The organism is Spirosoma sordidisoli, from assembly GCF_004138325.1.
Classification (GTDB): Bacteria; Bacteroidota; Bacteroidia; order Cytophagales; family Spirosomataceae; genus Spirosoma; species Spirosoma sordidisoli.
Map to the genome: position 1 here is coordinate 1 of NZ_SBLB01000020.1, position 7,854 is coordinate 7,854.

Sequence of the window (7,854 nt, forward strand, 5' to 3'; positions counted from 1 at the left end):
CGAGTAGCTCACGTTGCCAGCTTTGAACGTGATAGGCGCATAGACCCCATCACCGGTAGGGTTGCCCAGCGCGCTATACGCCACGTCGAAGCCTTTGACTTTGTGCAAGGGACCTCGCCAGGTTAACGACACTGGAGATGAGTTCGAGAAGGCCTCGTAGGCGGAGCTTAACTTAAAGCCGTAGGCCGTAGCAGGGTACATGACTCTGAGGGCGTTTATATCACCATCACTAGGGGTCGTAAAATCGGCCAGTCGGTTCATTATAGACAGATTGTCAACCACCGGGCTACCGGGCACTTGCAGGGCGGGCAGCTCATTCGACCATTTTTTCCAATCAGTATGTACTAAACCTAAACAATGACCAAACGCGTGACTAAGGGCGGCTACCTTGAAGGTATAATCTAATCCTTTGAATAGCGGGTAATGTATGAGTACCAGCTTACCTGGATTTCCCTGCGTTGGCGGAGTACCGGTCACGTACTGGCCAAACGATGCATTCTTTGCCGTAGACTCATCTCGATCTATCAGAATATCGGCTTGTGCTCTATCACTGACGATGTAGAACTTTGTGCGCACGAGGTTGCGTCCTAAGCTATTCCATGGGGCAATTGCTTTGGTCACCAGATCTACGACGCCGGGAATGTATCTTGTTGGCTTCGCTGAATTCTTAAAATCGGGATGGATATATACCCCGATCTGAATCTGGACGCTTCCATTGTAAATGAGTTGTTCATGAACTTGGTACGCCTGCTCTTCCTGAACACCATTAGCTGACAAAGCCATGTTTTTGGGAAACAGCAGATCACCATCGGCCAGGAAGTGATCACCCGCATCGTGGATGAGCGAGTCGGGGCAGCCCAGGCTGCGGATGTAGGCCCGTACAGCCGGGCTGTTATCGACTTGCCCGGCCTGGGGCGCCAGGGCGTCGGTAACGGGCTGGCAGCCGTTGGTGAGCACTAGGCTGGCCAACACCAGGCCCGTCAACGACCAGTGGGTCGGTAAGGAGGTTTGCATACAAGTAGCGTTTATATGGGTATTCGTGAAAATAGGGCAACAGCTAGTCAGGCGATCACTTAAACTCGCCAGTGAATTTTTGATCCTGAGCCAACCAGGGGCCAAGAGTTCCATCCGCGTATCTTATCCGCACATTGAACTGAAGATACCAGGTCTGTTTATAGGTGATATCTGATCCATAGGTCTGTATTTGTCTGGTCTCCAGGGTGTACTGGTTAGCGGCAGGGGCTGGTTTGGGAGCATAGCTATACCCCTGCTCGACCGTTCCGTAGGTTGGGTTATACGCAAGCGTTCCGTTGGATATAATCTTGTGGTTGATGTAATACCTGAACAGGAAGCCCTTTATGTGGTGCACGGGACCATTCAGACTGATCGAGAAGGCTTTTTGGGCATTAGGTTTATTGACGACGTTAACTTTGATGTTGTATACGGTAGCCGGATAGAACACTCTGAGCGCATTGATGTCGGCACCACTGGGCGCGGTAGCCGTCGGTATTCTATTCATGATAGACGCATTATCAACGGCAGGACTTCCCATTATCCGAACCACCGGGGCTTCTCCGGCCCGCCAATCGGTATGCGCGAAACCCAGCGCATGACCCAACGCATGTGTAAGGTACCCTAACTTGGTACTGGGCAGCAGCTCGTTAAATTTTTTCGTGCTTATGACGATTGTTTTAGGCGGGTTTCCATTTGTTGGTGGTAGCTCGTGAATGTATTTACCCACCCCCACTATGGGCACATCGAAATCATTACTGCCGATCGTTATGTTTGCAGTGAGTGGGTTAGCCCAATACGTTAAAGTAATGTTATCGAGGGGGCTCTGTGACCAGTTTGCAATCGCTTTCCTAACTAAGGCTTCGATTCCAGGAATATTTTTCAATGTCACATCAGCAACCCCCACCTTTATATTACGCTGAATAGCACCATTGTGTATTGAAAAACCAGGGCGATAGGTTTGCTCCTCCTGGGCACCATTGCCCGGTACAGCCATGTCTTTGGGAAACAGCAGGTCGCCATCGGCAATGAAGTGGTCACCCGCATCGTGGATGAGCGAGTCAGGGCAGCCCAGGCTGCGGATGTAGGCCCGTACGGCCGGGCTGTTATCGACTTGCCCGGCCTGGGGCGTCAGGGCGTCGGTAACGGGCTGGCAGGCGTTGTTTAACAGCAGCAGGCTGGCCAGCACCAGGCCCGTCAACGACCAGTTGGCCGGTAAGGAGGGTTGCATAATCGTAGGGCTAGAAGGTGAGTAATGAAAAAGCGGCTCAGCGGGCAACCCTGAGTAGCACCTCGTTTGACCAGGGGCCAACTGCGCCATCGACGTATCTTATTCTTACGTTGAATCGGAAAACCCAGGTCACCGTCCAGTTCTCATTGGATTTAAGGTCCCCTACCGGTTTCGTTTCCAGGGTGTACTGGTTAACCGCTGGACCCGGCTTTGCAGGCCAGGGCACACCCTCCACTCCGGGCGTCTGAACAGTTGGGGCAAGTGTAGGAGGGGAAGTACTGGGCGTACCTATTTTTCTATACTCCTGCGCTATGATGTACCGTAACGTGAAGCCGGCAATCTTGTGCACAGGCCCATTCAGACTGATCGAGAAGGCTTTTTTGTTATCTGGCTTATTGACGATGTTCACCTTAAAATTGTAAGCCGTGGCAGGGTATAGTGTCCGCAGGGCGTTTATATCAGCATTACTGGGCGTCATAAAATCGGCCAGCCGATTCATTACAGACTGATTGTCAACCGCTGGGCTACCTGGTATCTGCGAAGCAACTATCTCACCCGGCCACCTTTTCCAGTCAGTATGGTTTAATCCCAAACAATGCCCAAATGCGTGAGTAAGAGTGCCTACTTTGAAATTGTATTCTAAAGAGTTAAAATTTTTTGCATAAACTTCCATAAGTCTGGGTGCATTTCCCTTCAATGCCGGAAACTCCGAGACGTAATTACCAAACCCAATTATTGGCGCCCTGGGTGGTTTACTGATTATCATTAAATGTCCTGAATTACCAGTATACCTAAACTTTGTGCGGACAAGGTTGCGTCCCAGGCTATTCCATTGGGCAATTGCTTTAATGACCATGGCTTCGATTCCGGGAATTTCGTTGCGGGCACTTTGAGCAATCCCTACTGTAATATCACCCTGAGAACGGCCATTGTAGATTAACAGCTCAGAAGAAGTATAGGCCTGTTCTTCTTGAGCGTCATTGATGTTAGCCGGGTTTGGTACAGCCATGTCTTTGGGAAACAGCAGGTCGCCATCGGCGATGAAGTGATCGCCCGCGTCCTGAATCAGCGAATCGGGGCAACCCAAACTCCGGATGTAGGCCCGCAAGGCCGGGCTGTTGTCAGCAAGTCCGGCTTGGGGCGATAACGAGTCGGCGACCGGCTGGCAGCCGTTGATCAGCAATACCAAACTCGCTACTAGCGAACAGGTTAATGACCAGCTTATGAGAGATGAGGGTGTGTTCATTTGCAGTATGCTTGAGGACGAGAGGCTCTCCTGATCAGCTCAGGCACGTTCATCGTCAATGACCGTATTTTGCCAGGCATGTACCTAGCTTAGATTTGTATTGTTGTTCGCAAATGATTTTTTGGGCTTGTGTGACGTAGTTTGCCAGGCCAAACGTGGTAGCTGACAGAACAGAGCAACTCAGCCCAAATGTGAATGCGTGAATGATAAAGCTGTATTCAATACTTGAACTTAGCCTTTGTTCCGAGGCTGCTCTTATTACCGAGTACAAGGCGGCTGAACTCAGCATAGCGGTTGTAAAACAGGCCGCACTAACCATTTTGATCAGTACACTCAGGCTTTTCGTTTTTGAATAACCCAGGCAGTCGACATGCTGAGGATTGGCGTCAGCCAGACACTGTTTTAGATTGGGTATATTCTCCAGAGTTTCAACAAGGTCTGCACTGATCTGGGCAATGGCACGCTGCATAACCGCCTGAGCTTCGGTCTGAGGCATCATCAGGATGTCTGGAAAAGCAGCCCAAAACTGGTGACGTACCGAATCTATTCGTGTAATAGCCTGCTGATACAGATCCCAGCTAGAGTAGCCCGACATTTGTGCTAGCTCTTCCTTCTCTGCCATAAGCAGGTAGTCCGAATGTGTCAGGTATGAGTTCGCTCGTGCCAATTCTTTGGCCGCCTGTGCCTCGGTCAGCGTTTGCCGGTGAAGCTCCTGAATATACAGGTGGGTTCCCATGCTCAGTGTAAAGTCTCTAAACACCCTACTGGTGCTTAGCCTTTTCACTAATACCTCATGGGCCTCGCCAGACGGAGCCATACTGGCTTTTAAGTGGTGGTTAACCAGCAACAACAGAAGCAGCGTAACCCCTGCTTTGAGTAAACGTGTTTTCATTATGGTAAAAGTTTAGTGATACCATGACGTAAGAGGCCGCCCCGGACGGCAGATCGGTTCTCAACAAACCGGGATCGCTTCAACGTTAAGTATATTTTATTCCCTACCCGCGAGGTTAATCTCATAGGGGTCTACAGCAGTTTCACATGGTTGCTGTAGACATCGACTCTCGCTCTGTAAGAGTTATTAGGGAAAGCCAGTTTCCACTCCCAGTCCTCCAGACAGAAGCCGTCCGATACCTCCTGGAGGACCGGGAGTTGAGATATTTTCCGAGCTAACTGAAGTTATAACAGTCATTTACCGAGTAAGCTCAACAGTAGAGCAGGCTAGGCTTACTGTTACTACTCAGGCCACCTGGAGCAACAGCTCGGCATAAAGGCGCAAGAAAGCCTCTTCAGAGAAAGGAGCCTGTAGCGGGTTGCGCTACTTCAACGGATTATAGCTAGGGAGTTCCTTGCACCTGGTCAAATCCTGACCAAGTGTAGTCTGGCATTGGCCTCTGCCGGTATTGAAATTACCAACGCCAGCAGGTATAAGAGCGGTGGCGATAATCAGACAAGGAATGGCCGGGAGCAGGTGGCTCACTAAATACGTTTTTTCGAGAACATCTGCTCTAACCCTGGTTGTTTCCCGGAGCTGATCGGCTACCGTTGGCATGTCAATAATCGCATCTCCATCCCCAAATTCGCCAGCAATACTACTGGCTGGTGGACTTGTCGGTGGACTCGAGAGCTGCCGCAACAGAACCGCTGCTGAACCTGCCGTGTTTAACGTAGGCGCTGGCTCCATGTTAGCTGTTTTATAAAACTTATAAGCGGCCCATGTTCCTACCGATACACAAGCAGCAGTAATGACAGCTGTAGTGACCTGCCATGCGACATGGTTACGTAAAGCTAAATTTAAACAGGCTGCATATTTTGCATCGGCTCTGGTGTAGCAAATTTCCAGTTTTTTCAGTCGGTCGTCTTCAGGGGTCAAAGCGTAAGCGGAGCCTGAACGTTCGTAAGCCTGCTGGAAAATCGACATCAGTTCGGTTTGCCCTATAGACGTTAATTCCGGGAAGCTGGTCAATAAACTCTCTCGCAGGTCTAAAATTTGACTCATATGCTGCTCAAAATACGCCCAGTCTGGATAGCCAACGGCCTGGGCCAGCTCATCTTTCTGCGAGGGCAGCAGGTAGGTTGGGTTGCTCACCAGGGCGTTTACCTTATTCAGTTCCTGAGCTGCTGCCTCTTGTGTTAGGGACTGCCTATGTACGATTAGCAATGAGCTCAGCAACAGGGCATTACCAGTATAGCGCTTAAAGACTGTATTGTTTGCCAGTTTAGTGGCCAGCGCTTCGTGACTGGTTGTTGGACTCAGCGCCAGTAGGGTGGAGTTAAGACCCAGTATGGTGAGCAAAAGCAAAGCAGGCAGGCTCATCCGGATAGATAATACTTTCATGGACGGGTTCAGTTTAAGGTGTTTATTGTACAAGATGGGACACTACATAACCTCGGATATTACCAAAGTAGTACTGGTCAGCAATAATTTTCGTGCTGATCGACGTAGTTGCTCTTGAGGCCAATGAGACTTTAAGTGTAGCGCCAGTGTTCAATTTAAAACTGATCGTTTTTGCAGTTGGAGTTACATTGGCAATGCGCACAACTCCGGTCCCCATCCCATCTCCTCCCCTGGCCAGATACCCAGGGGTTGTCAGGAAAAATCCATTTCCAATCAGTTTATTGGTTGTTAAGTTGAAGGCTATTGCGTTTACTTTAGTATTGTAATTATAGTTGGTGCCAGTTAGTGTCACTACATATTGGTGCTTATGTTGCAAGCCAATTATGGGCTGCCAGTTTGCCTGAACAACGAAAAAAACATAAGAGCTTAGATCAACGGCTTCCTCCCGGGGTAGCGTAGGCGGAGCGTCGTCCTCGCTGTCATAAACAGTCATAATATTAGCCGAATCGCGTACTGCCACCCTGGCTTGCGCCAGCAGCCGTTCTATTTCTTTAGGATCGGTAATTTGTTTCCCTTTGTAGAACACTTTGGCCGGTGTATCGACACTAGTAACATCTGGGGCAACAGAGGTATTAGCTGGCATAAGTTCGGCTGTTCGGCAGCCAAATACCGTTAGGCCTACAAAAAGGCCGAGCGTAATCAGTAATGCGAGTTGTTTCATGGCGTTTAAATGGGTTAGTAAAAATTGATTAATCTGGATTTAGGTAAGATCATTGTTATCAGCAGGTTATATCCGTGCTTACCACCGCTACTTTCGTGCGCCCCTACTGTTGAAGCGTTTCGAATGGAGACCAGGGCGTATAATTGCCAGCCATATCCTGCCACCGCAGTTTGACGGTCACCGTAATGCCTGTGCGAGCAGGAATATCAAATCCTAAACCCACGCCAGCCATACGCACGCCAATAGCCGGGGCCGTAGCTACGACCTTACCTGCCCTGTAAACCTGGTACCACACATACACCCCTTTCGAGGGAGTGAAGGTGGTTTGCCGTCTTATCCACACGATATTTTTTACGCTATCTAAAGACAAGTAAGCTTTCAGATAAACAGGGTATAACAATCGAAGTGCCTGGCCATCGTTGCCGTTTATCTTGTCGTATTCACCCGTATAGCTAGCGTTCATAATAGAACTAACATCGTTGATCGGCAGGCCCGGTAGGTACAGGGCAGGCGATTCATTGTTCGGTTGCCAGTTTGTATGTCGCAACCCAACGATATGCCCAAGCTCGTGGGCTACAATAGCAGCCTGCTGGTTCCACGGCCTGTTCACAAATGCACTATAGGCATTGAATATCAGCCTATTGCCCAAAATACCGTTCTTGGGGTAGTCGGCCGCGGCATAAGTGATGGCATTGGCGAAGTTGGTCGTGATACCCACCTTCACTACATTGACGCCACTCGATGGTGTTTTAGTCACCCTAAAAAAGATGTTCGAATCAGTAAGGCCCGAGGTATGTGTTGCCTTGTTCCAGAGTTTGGCGCCATTGACAACGGCATTCGTGAAGGCATTGATATCAGCCTGCGTAAATGGACGACGACCCTGTCCGGGTGAGACATTCAAAAAACGCTGCAGCGGAGACACATCGATTACTATGTTTTTTTGTATGCTGTAGTTCCAGATGAGGCCATGGTTGTTAGTATAGGCCTGCTCCTCCCGAGCATCAGTCATGTCGGCCTGGCTTGGCAGCGCCATGTTCTTGGGGAACACCATGTCGCCATCGGCGATGAAGTGGTCGCCTGCATCATGAATCAGCGAATCGGGGCAGCCCAAACTGCGGATATAGGCCCGTACAGCCCCCCCGTTCTCAGTCTGCCCGGCCTGGAGCGTCAGCGAGTCCGTCATGGGCTGACACCCATTGCTCAACAGCAGCAGGCTGGCTATCAGTAAGCCAGTAAGCAACCACCGGGTAGATGATACAAAAGCCTTCATAGCCCTAGGGTTTGAAACACGATGCGGTAAGCGCTGGCTA

6 protein-coding genes and 1 pseudogene are annotated in these 7,854 nt (G+C 50.0%); all 7 read right to left on the reverse strand.

The window, feature by feature from the left end; genetic code table 11:
• A pseudogene (locus EQG79_RS30710) lies at positions 1-1,014 on the reverse strand (M57 family metalloprotease); the annotation flags it as partial.
• Between the two features lie 55 nt (positions 1,015-1,069).
• Positions 1,070-2,242: a M57 family metalloprotease gene (locus tag EQG79_RS30715; RefSeq protein ID WP_165358997.1), complete on the reverse strand. Its 1,173-nt coding sequence runs from the start codon at positions 2,240-2,242 to the stop codon at positions 1,070-1,072.
• Positions 2,243-2,279: 37 nt separating this feature from the next.
• Positions 2,280-3,488, reverse strand: a complete 1,209-nt coding sequence (locus EQG79_RS30720) for a zinc metalloprotease (protein ID WP_129607065.1) — start codon at positions 3,486-3,488, stop codon at positions 2,280-2,282.
• Between the two features lie 55 nt (positions 3,489-3,543).
• Positions 3,544-4,380 carry a hypothetical protein gene (locus EQG79_RS30725; protein WP_077922371.1) on the reverse strand — a complete coding sequence of 279 codons (837 nt, stop codon included), beginning with the start codon at positions 4,378-4,380 and terminating at the stop codon, positions 3,544-3,546.
• A gap of 423 nt (positions 4,381-4,803) precedes the next feature.
• Positions 4,804-5,823 carry a hypothetical protein gene (locus EQG79_RS30730; RefSeq protein WP_077922372.1) on the reverse strand — a complete coding sequence of 340 codons (1,020 nt, stop codon included), beginning with the start codon at positions 5,821-5,823 and terminating at the stop codon, positions 4,804-4,806.
• A gap of 22 nt (positions 5,824-5,845) precedes the next feature.
• A complete protein-coding gene (locus EQG79_RS30735; protein ID WP_077922373.1) occupies positions 5,846-6,544 on the reverse strand; it encodes an LYR motif-containing protein in 699 nt (232 codons plus the stop codon).
• Between the two features lie 103 nt (positions 6,545-6,647).
• On the reverse strand, positions 6,648-7,854 hold a 1,207-nt coding region (locus tag EQG79_RS30740), incomplete at its 5' end, for a M57 family metalloprotease (protein WP_240699529.1).

Bases quoted from the DNA above. Each gene is read 5' to 3' on its own strand.
- EQG79_RS30715 (WP_165358997.1), bottom strand. From the start codon at position 2,242: ATGCAACCCTCCTTACCGGCCAACTGGTCGTTGACGGGCCTGGTGCTG.
- EQG79_RS30720 (WP_129607065.1), bottom strand. From the start codon at position 3,488: ATGAACACACCCTCATCTCTCATAAGCTGGTCATTAACCTGTTCGCTA.
- EQG79_RS30725 (WP_077922371.1), bottom strand. From the start codon at position 4,380: ATGAAAACACGTTTACTCAAAGCAGGGGTTACGCTGCTTCTGTTGTTG.
- EQG79_RS30730 (WP_077922372.1), bottom strand. From the start codon at position 5,823: ATGAAAGTATTATCTATCCGGATGAGCCTGCCTGCTTTGCTTTTGCTC.
- EQG79_RS30735 (WP_077922373.1), bottom strand. From the start codon at position 6,544: ATGAAACAACTCGCATTACTGATTACGCTCGGCCTTTTTGTAGGCCTA.